General features: G+C 42.8%; 18 protein-coding genes. 4 read left to right on the top strand and 14 right to left on the bottom strand.

What is annotated here, in order from left to right:
- Positions 1 to 15: 15 nt before the first annotated feature.
- From G575_RS0103920 to G575_RS0103910, 3 genes are read right to left on the bottom strand one after another with little or no spacing between them, the layout of a single operon-like run.
- Positions 16 to 879, bottom strand: a complete 864-nt coding sequence (locus G575_RS0103920) for a shikimate dehydrogenase (protein ID WP_027971559.1) — start codon at positions 877 to 879, stop codon at positions 16 to 18.
- A complete protein-coding gene (gene aroD, locus G575_RS0103915; protein ID WP_027971558.1) occupies positions 869 to 1546 on the bottom strand; it encodes a type I 3-dehydroquinate dehydratase in 678 nt (225 codons plus the stop codon). Before aroD ends, G575_RS0103920 begins: the two co-directional genes overlap by 11 nt.
- Positions 1543 to 2706, bottom strand: a complete 1164-nt coding sequence (locus G575_RS0103910) for a class I SAM-dependent rRNA methyltransferase (RefSeq protein WP_037622605.1) — start codon at positions 2704 to 2706, stop codon at positions 1543 to 1545. Before G575_RS0103910 ends, aroD begins: the two co-directional genes overlap by 4 nt.
- Positions 2707 to 2818: 112 nt before the next feature.
- Between G575_RS0103910 and G575_RS0103905 the strand changes: the two genes are divergently transcribed.
- Positions 2819 to 5008, top strand: a complete 2190-nt coding sequence (locus G575_RS0103905) for an LTA synthase family protein (RefSeq protein WP_027971556.1) — start codon at positions 2819 to 2821, stop codon at positions 5006 to 5008.
- A gap of 207 nt (positions 5009 to 5215) precedes the next feature.
- On the top strand, positions 5216 to 5908 hold the full coding sequence (locus tag G575_RS0103900) for a hypothetical protein (RefSeq protein WP_027971555.1): 693 nt from the start codon (positions 5216 to 5218) through the stop codon (positions 5906 to 5908).
- Positions 5909 to 6106: 198 nt separating this feature from the next.
- On the opposite strand, the gene G575_RS0103895 is transcribed toward G575_RS0103900, so the two are convergent.
- The 3 genes from G575_RS0103895 to G575_RS0103885 form a co-directional block, all read right to left on the bottom strand.
- The gene (locus tag G575_RS0103895; protein WP_027971554.1) at positions 6107 to 7423 is read right to left on the bottom strand and encodes an FAD-containing oxidoreductase; all 1317 of its coding nucleotides are present in this window, start codon (positions 7421 to 7423) and stop codon (positions 6107 to 6109) included.
- A 108-nt stretch (positions 7424 to 7531) separates the two neighbouring features.
- On the bottom strand, positions 7532 to 8881 hold the full coding sequence (locus G575_RS0103890; RefSeq protein WP_027971553.1) for a sensor histidine kinase: 1350 nt from the start codon (positions 8879 to 8881) through the stop codon (positions 7532 to 7534).
- Between the two features lies 1 nt (position 8882).
- Positions 8883 to 9530, bottom strand: coding sequence for a response regulator transcription factor (locus tag G575_RS0103885; protein WP_027971552.1), 648 nt, complete (start codon positions 9528 to 9530; stop codon positions 8883 to 8885).
- A 165-nt stretch (positions 9531 to 9695) separates the two neighbouring features.
- Between G575_RS0103885 and G575_RS0103880 the strand changes: the two genes are divergently transcribed.
- Both G575_RS0103880 and G575_RS0103875 read left to right on the top strand, forming a co-directional pair.
- Positions 9696 to 10394, top strand: a complete 699-nt coding sequence (locus tag G575_RS0103880; RefSeq protein WP_037622603.1) for a CPBP family glutamic-type intramembrane protease — start codon at positions 9696 to 9698, stop codon at positions 10392 to 10394.
- Between the two features lie 18 nt (positions 10395 to 10412).
- On the top strand, positions 10413 to 11216 hold the full coding sequence (locus tag G575_RS0103875) for a PrsW family glutamic-type intramembrane protease (RefSeq protein WP_027971550.1): 804 nt from the start codon (positions 10413 to 10415) through the stop codon (positions 11214 to 11216).
- A gap of 33 nt (positions 11217 to 11249) precedes the next feature.
- Here G575_RS0103875 and G575_RS0103870 read toward each other — a convergent pair whose 3' ends face one another.
- From G575_RS0103870 to G575_RS0103840, 8 genes are all read right to left on the bottom strand, one after another.
- Positions 11250 to 12920: a formate--tetrahydrofolate ligase gene (locus G575_RS0103870; RefSeq protein WP_027971549.1), complete on the bottom strand. Its 1671-nt coding sequence runs from the start codon at positions 12918 to 12920 to the stop codon at positions 11250 to 11252.
- 97 nt (positions 12921 to 13017) lie between these two features.
- Complete coding sequence (dltD, locus tag G575_RS0103865) at positions 13018 to 14283, bottom strand: D-alanyl-lipoteichoic acid biosynthesis protein DltD (RefSeq protein ID WP_027971548.1); 1266 nt, start codon at positions 14281 to 14283, stop codon at positions 13018 to 13020.
- Positions 14276 to 14515 (bottom strand): D-alanine--poly(phosphoribitol) ligase subunit DltC, encoded by a 240-nt coding sequence (gene dltC, locus G575_RS0103860; RefSeq protein WP_027971547.1) that lies wholly within the window; start codon positions 14513 to 14515, stop codon positions 14276 to 14278. The genes dltD and dltC overlap by 8 nt, the downstream gene beginning before the upstream one ends.
- A 26-nt stretch (positions 14516 to 14541) precedes the next feature.
- The gene (dltB, locus tag G575_RS0103855; protein ID WP_027971546.1) at positions 14542 to 15795 is read right to left on the bottom strand and encodes a D-alanyl-lipoteichoic acid biosynthesis protein DltB; all 1254 of its coding nucleotides are present in this window, start codon (positions 15793 to 15795) and stop codon (positions 14542 to 14544) included.
- The gene (gene dltA, locus G575_RS0103850) at positions 15792 to 17330 is read right to left on the bottom strand and encodes a D-alanine--poly(phosphoribitol) ligase subunit DltA (protein ID WP_027971545.1); all 1539 of its coding nucleotides are present in this window, start codon (positions 17328 to 17330) and stop codon (positions 15792 to 15794) included. Before dltA ends, dltB begins: the two co-directional genes overlap by 4 nt.
- An 18-nt stretch (positions 17331 to 17348) precedes the next feature.
- Positions 17349 to 17462, bottom strand: coding sequence for a teichoic acid D-Ala incorporation-associated protein DltX (locus tag G575_RS11870; protein WP_083958834.1), 114 nt, complete (start codon positions 17460 to 17462; stop codon positions 17349 to 17351).
- 300 nt (positions 17463 to 17762) lie between these two features.
- Positions 17763 to 18524, bottom strand: coding sequence for a hypothetical protein (locus tag G575_RS0103845; protein WP_245562367.1), 762 nt, complete (start codon positions 18522 to 18524; stop codon positions 17763 to 17765).
- 341 nt (positions 18525 to 18865) lie between these two features.
- Complete coding sequence (locus G575_RS0103840) at positions 18866 to 20092, bottom strand: carbohydrate-binding domain-containing protein (RefSeq protein ID WP_027971543.1); 1227 nt, start codon at positions 20090 to 20092, stop codon at positions 18866 to 18868.
- Between the last annotated feature and the right edge of the window lie 160 nt (positions 20093 to 20252).

The following is a 20252-nucleotide window of genomic DNA, read 5'->3' as shown; positions in this document are numbered from 1 at the left end:
ACCTTAGTATAACTCTTATCTGTACTTTTCTTCTAATGCCTGCCAAATGGCTTCTGTCGGCATCGCCTCTCCTGTCCACTCCTCAAAAGCAGCTGCCGCTTGAAAAAGGAGCATTCCAAGACCATTGATAGCTTTCAAACCATGTTGACGCGCTAACTTCAAAAATGGCGTTTCAAAGGGTTGATAAATGACATCTGCCACTAAAATAGCCTCTGGAAAGGCAAAATCTTCCCCAATAATCATAGACTTGCCGTCCATACCAACACTTGTCGCGTTGACAAAAAGGTCGCTATCGGCCACTTTTTCTTCAATAAGATTAACATCTTCAACAGGATAAACATCAATGGTAACGCCTGTTTGTTGGGACAAGGCTTGTGCTTTTTGACGAGTCTCCTCTAGAAAGGCCGTTTGGTTGAAAATGTTGATGTGACGAGCGCCATTAAGAGCAGCTTGGGCAATTAAAGCAGTCGCAGCACCCCCACCACCAAGTATGGTCATCGCTTTGCCTTTCATTTCAAAATCAGCAAAGGTCGATAAGGAGCGGAAAAAGCCTATCCCATCTGTATTATGCCCGATGAGCTTACCGTCTCTATGAATAACCGTATTAACCGCACCAATCAACTGAGCTGCATCTGTCAAGTCATCCATGTAAGGAATTACAGCCTGTTTATAAGGCATTGAAATATTAACACCCCACATGTCATAGCGCTTGATATTTCTAAGCGTCTCTGCTAGTTCACTTTCAGGAATATCCCATGCGACATAGACGCCGTTGACGCCTGTTTTTTCAAAGGCAAAATTGTGAATGAATGGTGAAATCGAGTGTTTAATCGGTTTAGCCACAACCGCAGCCAAACGTGTATGTCCATCAATCTGCATCAAGCACCTCCAAAATTTTAGCTAATTGCTGAAGGGGAATTTGTCCTGGGGCACTCACCTCATCAAGACTAGCATAAGACCAACAAGAACCCATAAGATCCCCAGCAATACGAGTGATTCGACCAAGTTTTCCCATGGACATGACCGCATAACTTTGCTCAGGATTGAGGGTTTTGAAGCCACGGGTATAATTCATCAAGTCCAAAACATCTTGATGGGTCTTAGGCATCACAGCCAACTTCACCACACGCGGTGACAAGGCTGTTAGCTCAGAAAAAAGTTCCATGATATTACTTGGGGTTTCCTCAAAATTATGATAGGAAAGTACCAAATTTGAAAAATCAAGCATCTGATCAAAGCAATCCCTATGTGAAAAATACTCATAATCAATATAGTCAGGCTGATAAAGGGCATGAACTTCCTTGATGAGACTGACATATTCGTCATCCGTCAGGTCAATATTGCCTCCTTCTCTGCTCGTCCGCAGGGTAAAAAGCACCTCACGACCAACAAATTTTTCAAAAATAGCTGGTGCAACCGTCAAAATATCTGATTTTGGCAAATAATCTGCACGCCATTCGATAATATCTGCCAAATCAAACTTAGCAAGATCAATAGCTTGCACTTCCTCTACATTTCGTGGCATTACTGGAACGATAATTTTCATTGGTTTACCTTTATTGTAAATACTTTCAAGTAATTACTGCTTTCATCATGCTTGTTGACTGTAAAATCACTAGGCAACTGTTTTAAGTCTATAATCTGGTATTTTGCTTGACCCAAGCCTTTTTCGATTTGTCTGCGAAATTGCTGCGCTGTCATGTTTGAAGCGTTGGTTGACGCAATAATAGTCCCTTTGGGATTCAAAATCTCCAAGGCTTGTGCAATTAATTTATGATAATCTTTTAACACCGAAAAAGTTTGCTTTTTATTTCTAGCAAAACTTGGCGGATCTATCACAATAACATCAAAGGTTCGTTGGTGGCGTTTGGCGTATTTAAAATAATCAAAAACATCCATAACCACAAAGTGATGCGTTTCTGTGCTCAGCCCGTTGACTTCAAAATGCGCTTGCGAGAGCTCTCGCGACCGTTTTGCCAAATCGACAGATACAGACGCTACCGCTCCTCCCATAGCTGCCGCAACAGAAAAAGCTGCGGTGTAAGAAAACATATTGAGCAAGGTTTTTCCTCTGGCTAAGCCATCAACCAAACGCCCTCTGACCTCATGTTGGTCTAGAAAGATACCTGTCATGAGACCATCATTGAGAAAAACAGAGTAGCGGACGCCATTTTCCAAAATCGTAAACGGCTCCTCCTGTAACTCTCCGTAGAGATGAGACGACTCAAAATCTAGACCTTTGAAACGGATTTTTTGATAAGCCCCTTTAACATCAGGAAAAACCTTCTGAAAAGCAGCGACAATCAGCTCTTTTTGATGATAAATAAAGCTGTTGTACCAAGAAAAAAGAGCAAACTCTCCGTATAAGTCAATGGTTAGTCCTCCTAAATCGTCCCCGTCTTGATTAAAGAGACGGTAAGCTGTGGTCAACTCAGAAGCCTCAAATGGCTTGCGCTTCGCTTTAGCCTTTTCAAAAAGAGAGATAAAGTAGCCCTCTGTCAAGGACAGCTGATCCCGTGATAATAGCCAACCAATCCCTTTATTCTGAATAGAAAGGTAGGCTGTCCCTAGAAAATCTCCGCGACTATTGATTAGAGAAACCAAGCCATCCGAAAAGGTTTGATTTAAAAAATCACGACTATCAATCAACTGAACCCCAGATTTAAGGCGTTTCTCAGCTGATTCTCCCAATTTTAATGTCATCATAAAGCCATTATAGCAAAAATTCAGATAATTAGCCACCTCACCTACTTATTCCTGTCAATTTTGTTTTATGGTATAATAAAAACAAACTATCTCTATGAGTGAGGAAATTCTTTTGAAACGCTATAAAACTTCTTTTTGGGACGTCGCCTCAACCAGACTAGGTTTTATCCTACTTCTGCTGTTGGGCTACACCCTTAAAACGATTTGGGCTTACTTCATGGCATTTAACTTGGATTTGGCAGCAGTCGAGGTGCCCATTCAGTATTACCTTCGTCTGGTCCTTGTTATTATCAATCCTATTCCAGTTGGATTTTTGCTCATAGGTCTTGCCCTTTATATCAAACGTCAAAGGCCTTTTTATCTGGTTGCTTGGGCCATGTCCATTCTCTTAACCTTCTTACTTTTTGCGAATATTGTTTATTACCGTGAGTTTGCAGACTTTATCACTTTCAGCTCTGCTATGGCAAGTCGCAAAACCTCTGAAGGTCTTGGGAAAACCGTGCTTGATTCCCTCCAAATTTGGGACATTGTTTATATTCTAGACTATCTCCTCATTGGATTTCTCTTTTGGAAAAAGAAAATTCACACAGACCATCGCCCATTTCATAAACGTGCCAGCATTGCCGTAACGGCACTGTCTGCCCTTATGTTTTCCATTAACCTCTTTATTGCTGAGTTGGACCGTTCTGAGTTGTTAACACGTGGCTTTTCAAATACCTACGTCGTACGCGCCCTAGGACTTCCTACCTTTAGCATCTACTCTACCAACCAAGCCATTCAAGCACAAAAAGAACGGGACCGTGCTTCGGCTGAAGACCTCATTCCTGTAAAAGATTATGTGTCCCAGCACTATGCTGCACCCAATCAAGAGTATTTTGGTATTGCTAAAGGCCGCAATGTCATCGTCTTGCACCTTGAAAGTTTCCAACAGTTTCTGATTGATTATAAACTAAATGTGGATGGTCAAGACTATGAGGTAACACCTTTTATAAACTCGCTGTACCACTCCAAAGAAACCTTTTCCTTTTCAAATTTCTTCAATCAGGTTAAAGCTGGAAAAACATCCGATGCTGAAACGATGCTAGAAACAGGACTTTTTGGTCTTCCTAATGGTTCTTTCATGGTGAACTATGGTGGTGATAACACACAATTTGCCGCACCGACTATTTTAGCTCAAAACGGCAATTACTCTAGCGCAGTCTTCCATGGAAATGTCGGTTCGTTCTGGAATCGAAACAATGCCTACAAGCAATGGGGGTATCAAAATTTCTTTGATTCATCCTATTTCTCTGAAAAAACAGACAGCAATTCCTTCCAGTACGGTCTAAACGATAAGACAATGTTTGCTGATTCAATTAAATACCTAGAACGCATGCAGCAACCCTTCTACACCAAGTTTATTACCGTTACAAACCACTATCCCTACAATAGCTTAGCTGGCAATAGCGATGAACAAGGCTTTCCACTCGCACAGACAAACGACGAAACCATCAATGGCTACTTTGCAACAGCAAATTATCTTGACACTTCCATCAAAGCCTTCTTCCAATACCTTAAAGATACAGGGATTTATGAAAACTCCATCATTGTCATGTATGGAGATCACTACGGCATCTCCAACTCCAGAAATCCAAGCCTGGCACCATTGCTAGGTAAAGACTCTGAGACCTGGAGCCAATATGACAATGCCATGTTACAACGTGTGCCTTATATGGTACATATCCCTGGAACAGATAAAGGCTTTATCAGTTCTACCTTCGGTGGTGAGATTGATGGCTTACCAACTTTGCTACATCTGATGGGAATCGACACCAAAAACTACTCATTGGTGGGACAAGATCTCTTATCTCCTAATAACCAACAGATTGTAGCCATGCGTACAGCCGGCTCATACATCACACCAACCTATACTAGCTATGCTGGCCGTCTTTATTATACGGACTCTGGTCTAGAAATTACCAATCCTGATGAGAGCACTACCCTCGCTATAGAAGCTATCAAAAATGCCGCCACCCTTCAGCTTGAGGTCAGTGACAACATTCAAACAGGAGATTTGCTCCGATTTGATACGGCGAATGGCTTGGAAAAAGTTGACGTCTCTCAATTTTCTTACACTGATAGCCTTAAAAAGCTCATCCAAATTGAAGAATCATTAGGCGACCAGTCCACAAGCATTTATAGCCAGCACCAAAAGCAATCAACAGTCAATCTCTTTAAGGTTTCCACTTTTGCTCAATTAGCTGAAGAAAGTCAGCCAACTACTGAAGAGAGCACCAGCGAAAGCACTACCGCAGGCAATTAAACAACAAAACCAAATGCATAGCCCTTTGCCTTAAAACATAGGATACTCTGACCCACTCCTTCAGGAGTGGGGTTTTTTAGCCAAAAATTTGTCGCTTGACTGACTCATTTTAAGTTTCATCTGATTTATTGATTTTAACCTTTTTACTAGAAATATCTTCTACAAATAGATATAATAATATTGTAAAAAACCAAAAGGAGATTCCTCATGAAACCGTGGAAATTATCCGTAATCTCTGGACTAATGCTAGCCGGTGCAACTAGCCTACTAATGATTCCTTTTGGAAGTGCTATCGGTATTGGTCTACTCATTTACCTCTATCTGATGGTTCCCATTATTGGCTTTTGCGCTAGTTTATTTCTCTGTCATCGTAAGGGCTGGCTCTGGTTGTTTCCTGTCATCTTTTCACTCTTTCATGTTCTTACTTTCAGCATTGGAGAAGCCATTTTGTCACAGAGCAATTCCCTTGATTGGTCAACACTCCTGATGATTGGTGGCTTTGCCTTTTTCCCCACAGTTTTAGGCACTGTTATAGGGGGAGTGATGCATCAAAAAGGTTGGCTCAAGCAGCCACTTCTCGTTCCCTTGGTCTGCGCCTCTCTCTTTTTGATTGCTCTTTGGGTCAATAATGCTTTTGTCAATCCCCAAGCACCACTAATCCTTTATGGCTACATGAGTGCACTCTTTGCCACAATGGGACTAAGCCTAGGACTCTTTGATAAAAAAGGCTATCTAACCCCGCTTTTTTTGGCTCTCTATTTTGAATTTCTCTATGGTTTCATGTACGCTGACTGGTTCAATCTCTACTTACCTCTCTACCTTATCATCAGCTACGCCTGCCTTTTCATGACACGTTTTTGGGCCAATAGCAGAGCAGGACATAGAGCTCGCCACAACTAAACTCGCCCACCTCCTTTCAGCCCCTCTAGTCTCTAGAGGGGTTTTAGTGCTGTCTTCTTAAACAATAAAAAGACCTCTAGCACCGATAAGGTTAAAACGAGATGGAATCCACTATTTCTAAAATTCTGTATAATCTCCCTAAGTCACCTTCTCAAAAACATAAAGGTTAGGACTTTGTCCTAACCTTTACTGGTACGATTAAAAATTAAAGACATCATTCAAATTCTCAGCCATAGTCGGATGCGTGAAAATTTGTGTTTTGAAGTAGGTGTAAGGGATGTGGTTGTCAATGGCCATAGCAATCAGGTTAATCAGCTCTTCTGAATTGCGACCAAATAGTGTCGCACCCAGAACTAGCTTACTTTCCCTATCCACGATAACCTTGAAAATACCTTTGAGGTCATTGTTGACATGGGCACGCGGCATATTAGCAACTGGCAGTTCATTAGCAATATAGTCGTAACCTGCTTCCTTAGCCTCCTTCTCGGTCAGACCAACACGAGACAGCACAGGCGTGATAAAGACACTGGTTGGAACAGACTTACGTTGGCTCAAGCTGTAAGTTCCAGTCCCAGTCAACTTGCCAAAGACGATACGGAAGTCGTCTAGGGATGTGTAAGTGAATTGTGGACCGCCATTGACATCGCCCACTGCATAGACACCTGGAACGGTGGTTTCGCAGTAGTCATCCACCTTAATAGCACCATTTTCCAAAAGCTCAATCGCCGTATTTTCCAAGCCCAAGTCAGCAGTGTTTGGCACACGACCTGTCGCATAGAGGACAGCGTCAAAGACTGCCGTTTCGCCATTTACCGTCACAGCAACTTGCTCGCTCGCAGCTGCTACTTGCTCGATTTTCGCACCCAAGACAAAGGTCACACCAGCTTCTTCCATATACTCCTTGGCTAACTTAGCAACCACTTCCTCTTCTCTTGGTAAAATAGCAGAGCTGGCTTCATATACAGTCACCTGGCTACCGAGTTTGCTGTAGAGTCCAGCAAATTCCAGACCGATGTTACCTCCGCCGATAATAGCCAACTTATCAGGACGAGTTTCCAAGTTCTGAATACCTGTACTATCATACACGTGAGCTGTATCCAACAAACCTGGAATTGGTAGCACGCGCGACTTAGCACCTGTATTGATGACAATCGTTTCCGCAGTCAGTTGGATCGACTCTTCACCGGCCGACACTTCAACGACTTTGTCCGCAACAAAACGCGCGTGACCTTGATAAAGATTGGCACCGCTGCCTTTCAAGACCGCTTCATTTTTGTTCCGCAAGCGAGTGGTCACAGTTTCCTTTTGCTCCATCACCTGCTCAAAAGTCCAGTTCTTATCTGCTGCAACCAAGAGGGTCTTGGTTGGAATACAGCCGATATTGATACAGGTACCGCCGAACATAGCAGGATTTTCCTCCACCAAGGCAACCTTTTTACCAGCCGCAGAAAGCTTACCTGCCAAGGTCTTACCTGCCTTACCAAAACCAATTACTAACAAATCATACTGTTCCATAAAATACTCCTTTTGCTATTTTCAACCCTAGTCTATCAAAAAAGAAAATTTTTAGCACAATTCTGCTACGGATAACAAAAATCCCTTGAAAATAAGGGATTTCATGTCTTAAAACCGAATGACAAACCGCATGGTGTGATAATCAAGTGGGAAAAATTCATAGGAAAACTGGTGACTGTCCAAAATCTGCTTGACCAGGTAGAGGCCAATGCCTGTCCCTCCGTCCTCCTTGCTACGACTGTAATCTGGTCGGTAGAAAGGCTGAAAGACTTGGTCAAGTTCTTCCTGGCTGAGCAAATGAGAAACCTGATTATCTATCAAAAGCTGATTGGCCTGGAGTTTGAGTTTGATGCTTGCCTGCGGGCTGGTATAACGAAAGGCATTGTCCAGGATATTTTTTAGAGCCTTGGTTAGATAGATCGGATTCCCATGAATAAAGACTTCTTCCAAGTCAGTTTGAAACGGATAGCCTTCTAACAATGCCCAGTCAACATAGGAAGGCAGGATTTCTTCAAGCAGGCTGTGAAGGGCTATTTCTTCTCCCTTGTTTTTTATAGCCATATCCACTGTGGTAGCTTCTAGGATAGACTGAACGAGGGCTGCTTGCTCAGCTAGGATATCACGACACTTGGCTAGGTAGGTCTGATGGTCCTTGAAATCCCCGACATTATAAAGCATGCCCTCGACCAGACCGGTCATGCTGGCAATGGGCGTTTTGAGTTCATGCGAGGTCATTCGGAGAAAGTCAGATTTCTCCTTCTCACGCACCAGGCTACGCTCGTTTTCTTCCCGCAACTCTTCTATACTGCTCTGCAATTTTCCATAAAGATGGTTAATGTCCTGAGCCAAAGTAGCAATCTCATCACGCCCCGTCACTTGACAGACCAGACCTGCTTGTAAGCTCTGCATTTGCCGTGTCGTCACAGAGAGATGGGTAATCCTACGAGTTGAGAAGCGGCTGTAAATAAAGGCCGAGGTCACAGCTAGGGCAATAATCAAGAGGAGCACAAAGGGATAGAAGGTCAAGAGGGTCTGACTGACTCCTGATAAGGTATAGAAGCCATATTCGGCTGTGAGAACCAACTCCTTGCCTTCTTTTGTAGTGACAAGAGCCGACCAAGAGCCAATCTCATCGTACTGGCCTTGCTCCAGATAACTGCTTCCCCGCTCCTGACTGCTCTCTTCCTGCGAAGGGTAAATAATCTCTTGATCGGCAGAATAGAGGGTCAAAAGTAGGTCGGGAGAATCTTGGTCGTAGGCGGTCAAACTGGCGAGAATCCTTTCCTGGTCCTGACCCTCTAGGGTACTAAGAACTTGGTTATACTCTTGTCTGAGCTGATCCTTCTTAGCCTGATTATAGTAGATAGGCATGGCATAGTAGAGCAGACCAAGCAAGATAAGTGAAGTAAGGCTGACCATTAGGGTTACGATGAGGAATTGTTTTTTGGCTAGTTTCATCTTAGGTCTCCAACTGATAACCACGGCCAATGACCGTTTTTAGGGGAAGGTCTGGTAATTTCTTTCTCAGATTTTTGATGTGGTTGTCAAGAACGCGACTATCCAATTCTGTATAGCCCCAGATATCCAACATCAAGCCGTCTCGGCTGACAATCCGGCCCTTGTGCTTGATCAGATAGTGTAGAATGCCATACTCCTTATGGGTCAAGGAAACCAGCTTGCCCTGGTCATAAACCATACCTGTCTTTTCAGATAGACTAATGGCCCCAATCACCAGCTGGTTTGGCTGATGCTCCTGTCGAAGAATATTCTCAACCCGCTTCATCAGGATAAGGGGAGAAAAGGGCTTGGTGACATAATCACTGATCTGCTGATTAAAAGACAGGAGCTGGGTACACTCATCCCCCAAGGCTGTCAGCATGAGAACGGGAATTGTCGATGTTTTCCGGACTTCCTGCAAGACCTCCAAGCCTGTCATCTCGGGAACCATGATGTCTAGAATAAGGAGGTCAAACTGGCTCTCTTGGCTGGCTTGATAAGCTGCTCTGCCATTGATAAAACTCGAGACCTCATGCCCCTCTTCCTTCAAAAACTCACAGACAACCTGATTGATAACAGGGTCGTCTTCCAGTACCAAAATGCGTGCCATACTTGCTCCCTTTCCTTTCTCTTCTTTCTCCATTATAGGCTTATTTGTCTGAGTGCTCAACTGATTTTTGACAATCGTTGCAAAAAACAGATAAAAAACAGATGACGGGTAGGGTGAGAATAGTTGGATTTGCTAAACTGGGGATAGAAACTAGAAAGGATGCTTATGTTAAAAGAAAAGAAGAAGTATATTTCTCCAGTGGATTTGTTAGTTGTGGCTGTGATTTTATTCGGTGAGGGAATCTTCAACTCGACCTTACAATGTATCGGCCTCTTCACTCAGCAAACCAGCCTAGCGGAAAATTTGACCTTTACACCTCTTGACAATATCAAGGCCTTGCTGATCCAGCTGGTCTGGCTCAGCTTAGCCCTCGCCTATCTTATCTGGCGGAAGGTGGATATTTTTCAGTTGAAAAAACAAATATTCTGGACACCTTGGGTTCCTTTACAGACTCTAGTAATTTTCGGATTGGCGGCCTTCTGTATGGATATTTTTCACTTGTTGACCTATCAGTTGACAAGTCCAGTCATGCCCTCCATGTTCAGCCTTTTTCCAAATATAGACATCACCCTACTAGCCTACTCTCTCCTCAACGGCTTTTACGAGGAAATCTTTTTTCTGGGGCTATGCTTTATGGTTAAACCAGATAATCGGAAGTGGCTTCTTCCCTTCTCGCTCCTGGTTCGGTCTAGTTTTCATACCTATCAAGGTTTGGTAGCTGGAATTGGTCTTGGCTTGATTGTGGGGCTTCTCTTTCATTTTCTCTATCAAAAACTCCAGCCCCGCAATCTGCTCCCCTTCTTTTTAGCTCATAGTCTGGCTGATGTCATCGGTCTGACAGTCTTGTCTTATCTTCTTTACTAAGCATACGAAAGGAATCTTATGAAACACCTATGGAATACCTATAAAAGTCAATTTGCCCTTATTCTTGCCTGCCTTGGTTTTGTCAGTGGTTGCAAGATGATTTTTGATGAACTGGCCAAGCCGAATGGCATGGAAGAAAAATACCCTCTCTTTCTACTGACCATTTCACTGGTAGCCCTCTATCTCCTTCCCTTACTGGTCCTCATCCGTCACTTGGAAAAACGCTATGCTATTTCCAAAAAAGTCAGTCATTTAAGTTGGCTTTTGGGGATGACTGCTGGAGTGGCTTTCTCTGATATTGGTCACACAGCTATTGGCTACTTTTTGCTTGAGATTGTTAAGGTCAGTGATGATTTCCGCTATGACTGGGGAGCTGCTGTGTCTGCACCATTTGCGGAAGAGTTTGGGAAGGGACTGGTTGTCCTCTTGGTTTTGCTGATTGCGAAAAAAATGACTGTAAAATATGCCTTGGTCAGCGGTATCATTGCAGGTCTTAGTTTCCAGCTTGTTGAAGACATCATGTTTACCTTCCGCGATATGTTCATGGGCAAACTAGACGGCTTTGAAACCATTATTGGTCGAGTTGGTCAAGCTGGTTGGACCCACTGGGTCTTTACCCTCCTCTTTGCGGTTGGTATGGTTGCTCTGCTTGGTCAAGAGAAAAGTCTATCCAAAGCCAAGGGAGCATTCTGGATTCTTGCCAGTCTAGGACTGCATTTCTTCTTCAATTCGCCTTTGAATACTGGCTTTATGACAACACTGCTTCCGATGGCTAGTATCTTACTGGGCCTAGCTGCCTACCAACAGGTCGATAAAGCATAGAAAAATCCGCTCAAAAGGCGGATTTTGTCGTTCTTAAAATAGTCCAATAGCTGTCCCATCTGCTGCCACATCCATATTGAGCGCAGCTGGGGCTTTTGGAAGACCTGGCATGGTCATCACATCTCCAGTAAGAGCTACGATGAAGCCTGCTCCCAGTTTTGGCACAAATTCACGGACGGTAATGTCAAAGCCAGTCGGTGCCCCAAGGGCAAACTGATCATCTGAGAAGCTGTATTGGGTTTTAGCCATGCAGACTGGCAACTTGTCCCAACCATTCTTAGCAAATTCAGCCAATTGATTGCGGGCTTTCTTCTCGAAAACCACACCCGAACCACCGTAAATCTGCGTAACAATCTTGGTCACTTTTTCTTCCAAGCTATCATCTGCCTTGTAGAGTCGTTGGTAATTGGCTGTTTGATTTTCAATGGTCGTAACCACTGTTTCTGCCAAGTCAACTCCACCTTCTGCACCATTTGCCCAGACACTTGTCAACTCGACTGGTACACCGATTGCGGCACAGAGTTCTTTGAGAACAGCAATTTCCGCCGCGGTATCGGACACAAATTCATTGATAGCTACGACTGCTGGAATGCCGTACTTACGGATATTTTCCACGTGGCGTTTGAGGTTAGCAAAGCCAGCCTTGACTGCCTCTACATTTTCGCTAGAAAGCTCTGCCTTGTTCACCCCGCCGTGCATTTTAAGAGCTCGCAGAGTCGCGACGATGACCACTGCATCAGGGGCTTTGGGCAAGTTTGGCACCTTGATATCGAGGAACTTCTCTGCTCCTAGATCAGCTCCGAAGCCTGCTTCTGTGACCGTGTAGTCGGCCAATCGCAGAGCTGTTGTGGTAGCGAGAACTGAGTTGCAGCCGTGGGCGATATTAGCAAATGGGCCACCATGGACAAAGGCTGGCGTGCCATAGATGGTTTGGACAAGGTTCGGTTTAATAGCATCCTTCAAAATGAGGGTCAAAGCACCTTCCACCGCCAAATCACGCACATAGACAGGACTGCGATCGAAACGATAACCGATGACGATATTAGCCAAGCGTTCTTTGAGGTCTGCCAAATCTGTGGCCAAACACAAGATAGCCATAATCTCAGAAGCAACAGTAATATCAAATCCGTCTTCACGAGGAATACCATTGAGCGGACCACCCAAGCCAACGGTCACCTTACGGAGAGCACGGTCATTGAGATCCACCACCCGTTTCCAGATAATACGTCGTTGGTCAATGCCGATTGTATTCCCTTGGTGAATATGGTTGTCAATCAAGGCAGATAGGGCATTGTTTGCCGTGGTAATAGCGTGCATATCCCCTGTAAAATGCAGGTTGATGTCTTCCATAGGCAAGACTTGTGCAAAACCACCACCAGCAGCCCCGCCCTTGATTCCCATAACAGGCCCCAAAGAAGGCTCACGGAGGGCAATCATGGTTTTCTTACCAATTTTAGACAGGGCATCCGCCAGACCAATAGTCACCGTTGACTTGCCTTCTCCAGCAGGTGTCGGATTGATAGCCGTCACTAAAATCAGCTTGCCAAGCGGATTATCCTTGACCGCATTGATTTTATCGAAAGATAGTTTGGCCTTGTATTTTCCATAGAGTTCAATATCATCAAAACCAATCCCAACCTTGTCCACAATTTCGGTAATGGGCTTTAGTTCTACACTCTGAGCAATTTCAATATCTGTTTTCATAAGTTACCTCTATATTGTTCTACCTTCATTATAGCAAAAAACGCACCAAAGGCGCATTTTTTGAATTTATTGGAATTAAATATTCGTGTTTTGTAAATCATTTGACAAAATCTGACGGTTCCCCAGTATAATTAGCCCAAGCTTTGCTGAGGAAATGATCATTCATTACATAGGTTGGAGCAGGCTGTGGATTGTCAAGGAATGGCTCTACGACCTTATCCATAGCCAACCAGCCATTCCATCCCATATGGATAGTATCCTGCATAAAGTACGGTTTATCACCATCCTTAGAGAAATCAGCGATATTGGTAAACCCTTGACTTTTAAGCTGATAGGTTATTTTGGCAACAGACTGTTGATACATATCAGTATCTAGCCCTGTGAAGTCCGACCACTTACTGTTTACTGGTGGAATGATAAAGAGAACATTAACTCTACTTTGAGCAAATTGATTTAAGACTAACTGCAAATCATTGTACTCTGGCGATTGAAGATAGTTAAGTTTTTTTTGCGATCCTTTTAAACGTTTGAGGTGCTTGGCAATACGATTTTCATAGAAAGTGTTAATGATTCCAAAATCATTATTAGTTGCACTTTGTCGTCCAACTTTTGTCGCCAATGCCTCTAATGCCTCAGAGGAATATTCTTTTGGCAGCTCTTTTACCTTAGGTAAAATGTTTTCCTGATAAGCATCCTCCGTCGACAATTGGCTAAAGAGGGCATCTTCTTTGTCATAAATAGCACTTCTAAGGTCTAAAATCTTCCTATCCCAGTCACTGAGTGGTTGACCTGAGGCCACTTTAGCAACCATATCTTTCAAACTATCATCTGGAGCGACTTCTAAAAAGCGACAGGCTGCATAACGCTCGTAAGCTGTTCCTGTCTGATATTTTAAAAAGTCAATGGTCTGACCGCTGCTATGGTATTTTTGAACCGCATGCTTATTAATCCCTTCTTTGACAAACCACTGCGGTGAAATCACATAAATAGCTTGTTTCTCTGCCAGAGCAGGTTCAATCTGCTGAATGCCAAAATAATGCATCAAGGAAGCTGACCCTCTCTGTCCTAATAGAAAGGGGGTGTACTTCCGATGGTAGGCTTCTGCTAAGACAGAAGGATGAAAAGCATCTATCCGTGACCACTCGCTTGAGCCAAAAAAAGGCACAAAGTTTTGATCTGGATCAGTCAAAGCCCTCATTTTAGCATACTTACTCTTAAAGACCTGATCTTTCAGCGATACAGCATCAGATTTTTCAGCTTTGACGGAATGACACATCTGACTTGGGTAAAGAGCAAATAGCAACACAACCAAGAGCAAAGCGCATAAAAGGGGGCCAAAAATCTGCCAGAGACGTTTAAGCATGTCTCAATTCCTCAATACCAGCAATGATTTTATTGGCTGTGTTCCAATCATCACGTCCAAGCTCTGAAACAGGTATTGTAATGTCAAAATGCTCTTCTAAGGCTACAACTAACTCCACTGTTCCCATACTATCAAGAACACCGGCATCATAGAGATCTTCATCCATCATCTCAGAGACGTCCTCCATAAAAAGGTCATCAATAATCGCTAATAAATCTACTTTAATATCCATTTGAAAACTCCTTTAACAAGTTATTTTTATGGTTTTGAAAACCAAAGTTTGTCTAGAAATCCAGAGAATAGTAAGAGAGAGGCCATGACCACATGGAAGGTAAAAATGATACTGACTACTCTTGTCCACTTATTATCTGGTAAGGGGGCCAAGTTGCGAGCTTTTCGTTCTTTATTGATCGTTTTTTTCTTTCGAATCCACCAATCGTTAATCACCAGTCCTAAACCATGAAAAAGGCCGTAGGCTATATAATACCAGGTTATCCCATGCCAGAATCCCATGACCAACATATTAATCAGATAAGCGACACTTGATGTGGTATTACGGTTGCTAAAAACCTTATTTTTTACCATAACCTTAACCAATCTCATAAAGACAAAATCACGAAACCAGAAAGATAAACTCATGTGCCAACGATTCCAAAACTCTTTTAAATCACGAGACTTAAAGGGTTGATCAAAGTTGGGCTGGCTGGTGATTCCCATGAGATTTGACATCGACAAGGCAAAAAGACTGTATCCTGCAAAGTCAAAAAAGAGGTACAAGCCATAAAGATACATCACGCCAAGGGTAGGAAGGTTAAAGAAACCGCCCCTACTAATGGCCATCTCTTGAAGTGGTTTTAACAGCACCTCGCCTAAAAAATAGGCTAAGATAAATTTGTACAGAAAGCCTCGCATCAAATAGCTTACGGATTGCTCCAACATATCCATTAAGACAGCGCGGTCAGGAATGGTCTTATAGTTCTCATCAAAGCGTTTGAAACGGTCTATCGGTCCACCTGAGAAAGTCGGCATGAAGAGCACAAATCGCAACATTTGCCACAGACTAAACTCTGTCAGTACCCCATCTCGCATCTCGATGATCATCCCCACCGATCGAAAGGTCAAATAGGAAATCCCTAAGAAAGAAAAAAGGGAAACGTCTTGGCCGTTAGGAATAAGTGGCGAAACCTTAACCAAAATCAAGGGAAAAACTGCTAGAAAGCTCGCCAAATAAAAGACCCATTTGCTGTCCTGATGTTTTCGATAACACTTATAGCTGTATACAAGAATGACTTGCCAAACCACATAAAGGACAAAAGCTGTCACTTGTTTTAAATCAGTTCCCGTCAACATAAGGACAATGAATAAAAGACTAACTAATGATTCGTAAATCGGAAAGCGTTTTTTGAAAAATAGCCCAATAAAGATTGGTGAGACAGCCACAATCAGATAAAGGAAGTAGAGGGGATTGCCATAAACTTCCAAATGGGGCCAAGTTGAGGCAAAAGACATCATCGGCTATTCACCTCATTGATAAGCCCTTTTAAGTCGATTTTGCCATTTGATGTCAATGGCAGACTGTCTCGGTAAATAAACTTGGACGGCATCATGTAGTCCATCATAACCGTTTTCAAATCGTCTTTGATGGCTTTTGTGATGTCTAAGTCGCGATCAAATTGCTCGGCTACCCCTTCTTTTAACACCACATAGGCTAATAAATTTTGCACCTTGTGTTCTTTGTTGTAGCGTGGCACTGCTACTGCTGAATCGACATATCTAGACTTATTAAGGTTTTGCGCCACATCTTCCAGCTCGATGCGATAGCCATTAAACTTAATCTGGAAATCCATACGACCGCCGTAGAGTAATAGCCCCTCATCTGTTATAGAACCAAGGTCACCTGTATGGTAAGCTGGTAGCCCATCATACTCGAAAAAGGCCTCCGCTGTTTTTTCTGGATTGTTAAGATAGCCCTTTGATACGGCAGGACCTGTGACAATGATTTCTCCCTGCTGACCACTTGCTAGTTTATTACCCTCTTCATCGATGATATAGGTCGGCGAATCACTCTTTGGATAGCCAATCGGAAGCCGTGAACACGTCGCTAACATCTCTTGACTAATGGCAACTGCTGATAGAGCAACTGTAGCTTCAGTCGGACCATAGGAATTGACGATACGCGCCTTCGGAAAACGTTCCTGTAACTTCTGAGCAGTTTTGACCGTCAGCTCCTCACCACAGAAATAAAAATGCGTCACATCCGGCAAGGTTTCTGCCTTAAAATCATTCGATAACATAGCCATATCCACAAAAGATGGTGTTGACGTCCAAATGCCAATCGGCAACTGATTGATGGTTGTAAAGAGTTGTTTGAAATCAGCCACCACCTCTTTTGGCAAGGCAAAAAGCGTTCCTCCTTTAGCTAAGGTTGGCGCCCAATACATAACTGACAAGTCAAAAGAATAGGGTGGTTGCGCCAACATCTGTGGCCTGTCTGGTACAGCAAATTCAGCCGAAGTCACCATCCAGTTAGTAAAGCTTAAGAGATTGTCATGTGAAATTTGGACACCTTTTGGTTGCCCCGTTGTCCCTGACGTAAAGATAATGTAGTAGTTATCATCTCCCTTGACGGAATGAGTGATCGTATAAGAATTTTCTTGGGCAAAAACGGCCTGTAGCTCTGCTAGAGTCAAAACAGGAATCTCTTTGACAACCAAAGGGAAGTCACCAATAGCAATAATGAGACTCGGCTCTGCTATTGCCATAATGGCTTCAATACGATCAAGCGCCGAATGCTGATCCACTGGAATATAGGCATGTCCTGACTTTGTAAGCCCAACAAAAGTGGCCAGCATCTCGTACTCCTGACCACCAAAGACCATAACAGGTGACTTTTCGGTCAAACCTAGCCTATCTATGTGAGCTGCCAAACTATCAGAATCCCTTTTTAAGTCGCCGTAGGAATGGCTCTCTCCTAAAACATCATAAACTGGAAAATCTTCCTGCACCTGCGCCCAATGTTCTAGGCGCTCAATCATATCACGTAGCATGACGGACATCCTTTCTTCCTAAAATTCATTGTAGATAAAGCTACCTTGACTCCTTCCAATGTAACTGTAAAGATAAATCAATACAAGAATAATCACGAAATATAACAAGGTTCTAACTAAAAATTGTTTCATGAGACTGGACCTTCCTTTTAGTGACGTCATGATTAGTTTTAGAAACAAATATTAAGAACTTCTTAGAAGTTAACCTATTGTATTATATCATAAACATGAGAAAAATGGTTTTAAAAACTGTCACTTCTCTCCTGTAAATGCTTTCCCTGTCTAAATTTTTAGGGTAACTATCTGTGATAAACACCTATAAAACAAATCTAATTCATAGGGACAGCAAACACCATTTTTCCTAGCCAACCAATTACAAAAGGCTTCAAATCTATTGATTTAAAGCCTTCGTAAAAACTGGAAACAGTTTTCTTACCCTATATGAAGTTGGTCAAATACCCCTTCAAAATCAGCAATTATCTCCTGATGAAAATCCAGATAATAGGCTTTCTGGTCAGAGTCAGGTAGTTTTTCAATATCAGCTAAAATGTCTCGGTAGCGTTGAAGAATGCTCAGGCCAGCTTTCTTATCCCGCTCATCGATATCAAAACGACCAGCTGCAACGTCTTCTAAAAAATCATCTTTTTCATATTTCGCAAGCATGGTTTCTGTCCACGAACGCTTGTCCTTGTTGAGTGTGACGATCTTTTCCGTCAGCCATGCTTCATACTGTTCCTCTTCTGTCACTTCATGCTGAACTAGACTAGTTTGAGGCATTTGACCATTCCTACTTGGACGAAGATAATTTCGATAAAACCAGACTAAAAAGAGAAGGGCCACTATGATGTTTAAAGGGAAGATAAAACTGAGCACAAAAAGCAAGGTGAGCCACAAAAGTAACTTTACATTCCGTGCCTTATTTTCATATCGTCTGTTTTTCTCTTCCCAATCATCCAATATCGTCTGAGCCTGAGATGTGTATGTTTCGACTAATTTTGCCAGTCGCAACTTTTTCTCTGGGTCATCTTCCAACTCCATAGCCAAATAGGCTTGGTTCATTCGAGCTTTAGCTGCTTCGTAAGCTTGGACAGTTCCCAAATATTCCGCATTGCTCTTCATCTGATGAAGGATACGATCCGTCTGCCCTTTCATAAAAGTCCGATCGCTTGATTTTAATTGACGGTAAGCCATCATCCTTCCTCCTCTATGACTTTAAATACACCACTATTTTACGACAAGGTGCTTCATTTGGCAATGGTGACTGACAGCTAAGATGATGATTTGTTGACAATCATTTCTTTGTCTATGATTAATTGATAAAATAAGAGTTTTAGTCTTTTCCTTGAAAATGAAACTACTAAGGGATTATTTGCTAAAAGGAAAATCTTGTCATCAGTCAATTCTACGCGCCAATCATCTGAGTATCTATCCTCTTATCATATGCTTAGCATTCATGCTTTCTGATTCACTAATGCTACAACACCACAAAAAAGGTCGACCACTGGTCAACCTTTTCATTATATAGAAACTTGTCTTTATGGTCGGCGTCCTTGTCCTGGACCTCCTTGAGGGGCTCCGCCCATCATGCTATTGGTGATTTGGCTTTGTTCTTGACCATCGATAATGATCGTTCCGCCTGTGAAGGTCGCTGTGCCATCGTAGTCAAAACCAGCTTGCCCAACAATTTCGATGGTACCCCCTGTCACTGAGACATTACCATTAGCGTCAATGGCATCTGTGTCGCCTTGCCCTACTTCGACTTTGAGATTACCGCCAGTCATGGCAAAGAAGATATCACCTTGTGAAGCGTTAGCGTTTGCTGCATTGACACCGTCGTCTGTCGCATAAACGTCAATGCTTCCACCATTAATGGTAATAGATTTTCCTTCAACCCCCTCAGCAGAGTTTGTCACCGTGTAGGTGCCACTGTCAATGACAAGGTTACCTGAAGCGTGGATGCCGTCATCTCCTGCCGTAAGTGTAATGGTATTATCTGCAAGATACATATTACCGACAGTCAAATCTTCGTCATTGTCAACTTTAACCGCATCACCACCTGCTTCGATAGTCATGGTCGTTCCTGCAATGTTTAGCTCATCATTAACATTAAAGGCATCATCAACTACAGTGATATTATAGGTACCGCCTGTGATGTGAAGGGTGTCATTAGCTTTGATACCATTGCTTTTTTTACCAGTCACATTAAGGGTTCCTTTACCGTTTAGGGTCAAATCAACTTTAGAAAAGAGAGCGGCGTCAGCATCTGAGTCTCTATTGTTGCTCGAATCAGATAGGCTATTTGTCGTGCCATCAGCTAGAGTTATAGTCACATGCTTAGCTGAAGTGGCAGAAATCGCTGCATTGTCTCCGGTCATAGTAACGCCATTCAATACCAGGTGCACTTCGTCGCTATCTGCTGCTGTCACTTGGATTTGTACACCTTTAGACTCTCCTGAGATAACATAGGTACCTGCTTTAGAAACAGTGACAACAGAACCTGAAACCTCTACACCGTCGCCAGAAACTGTCGCTGAGCTACCTGACAGGCTAACTTTTGAAGCTGTGCTTTCATCATAAGAAGTATTATAATCAGCATCTGTAAAATAAGTAGTTGAAGTATTGGTTGTATTACTTGTTGTCGTGACTGTTCCTGTTGTCGTGGTTTGAGCTGTCGACGACTGCGTACTGCTCGCACATCCTGTCAACAAGGCAAGTGCTGCTAAACTTGTAAAGAATAATGTTTTTGTTTTTTTGGATGTCATAGAAAATTCCTCATTTCATTTGTTATGCTCATAGTTTACACAGCTCTCCTAAAATAAACCTAAAAGATTTCCTAAAGAAAACTTAATCCAAAAAAAGAGGCTGATGATTTTAAGAAAACTTTTACTTTCCTACTTTATCTTAGTAACAGACAAAAATAAA

This window comes from Streptococcus plurextorum DSM 22810 (assembly GCF_000423745.1).
In the GTDB taxonomy this organism is placed as follows: Bacteria; Bacillota; Bacilli; order Lactobacillales; family Streptococcaceae; genus Streptococcus; species Streptococcus plurextorum.
The sequence above is the reverse complement of the archived record's forward strand: the minus strand, read 5'-3'. Positions and strand labels throughout refer to the sequence as shown.